Genomic DNA, 802 nt, shown 5'->3' with positions numbered 1-802 from the left:
CGGAGGGGTTTTCATGGCACTCGGTACGGTCAAATGGTTTAACGACGCCAAGGGTTTCGGTTTCATCTCGCCTGACGAAGGCGGCGAGGAGCTGTTCGCGCATTTCTCGGCCATCCAAATGGCTGGCTTCAAGACGCTCAAGGAAAATCAGCGCGTCTCGTTAGAAGTGACGCAAGGCCCGAAGGGCAAGCAGGCCACCAACATCCAGGCTGCCTGATTGGCGTTGTGCGGCACCTTGCCGCATGGCGAGGGCGCGCAAATGCAAAAAACCCGGCGACATGCCGGGTTTTTTGTTGCCCGGGCGCAGGACTATGATGGCGGTGCACCGCGCGTAACACGTCGTTTCGGGCAATCCGGGTTCCATCGAGGGCACAAATGGCATCCTCACCGGCTCAGATGGCAACACATTCGACCTGGGCAGCCTCAGATCGCAGATCACCCGGCACGCTTGGGAGAAGATCCTGTCGCAGGGCAAATCGCTGCTTTAGGCCGCGGCGCAGGCGAGCGCGCACTACACTGCAATATCGATTCACCGTTCGCCGGCCCCTTCTTCGCTCCCAAGGAACCTCATGCTGGAAACCGCCGCGCTGGCAGCCGGACTCTCCTGGACCAGCGGATTTCGCCTCTACTTGGCCGTATTTGCTGCGGGCGTGCTGGGTCGCACGGGTTGGCTGCATTTGCCGCCCGGCCTGCAGATGCTGGAATCGTGGTGGGTGATCGGCCTGGCCGGTGTGCTGGCGGTGGCGGAATTTCTGGCCGACAAGATTCCCGGTTTCGATTCCGTGTGGGATGGCATCCAGAC

General features: G+C 61.1%; 3 protein-coding genes. All 3 read left to right on the top strand.

Features of this window, described 5'->3' with window-relative positions; genetic code table 11:
• The coding region (locus D1614_RS27955; protein ID WP_497006667.1) for a cold-shock protein at positions 1-217 on the top strand (217 nt) is incomplete at its 5' end.
• A 145-nt stretch (positions 218-362) separates the two neighbouring features.
• Positions 363-488 carry a DUF2501 domain-containing protein gene (locus tag D1614_RS27950; protein ID WP_206610142.1) on the top strand — a complete coding sequence of 42 codons (126 nt, stop codon included), beginning with the start codon at positions 363-365 and terminating at the stop codon, positions 486-488.
• A gap of 81 nt (positions 489-569) precedes the next feature.
• On the top strand, positions 570-802 hold a 233-nt coding region (locus tag D1614_RS27945), incomplete at its 3' end, for a DUF4126 domain-containing protein (RefSeq protein ID WP_147384377.1).

The organism is Maribellus luteus, assembly GCF_003576475.1.
GTDB lineage: Bacteria > Bacteroidota > Bacteroidia > Bacteroidales > Prolixibacteraceae > Draconibacterium > Draconibacterium luteum.
The sequence above is the reverse complement of the archived record's forward strand: the minus strand, read 5'-3'. Positions and strand labels throughout refer to the sequence as shown.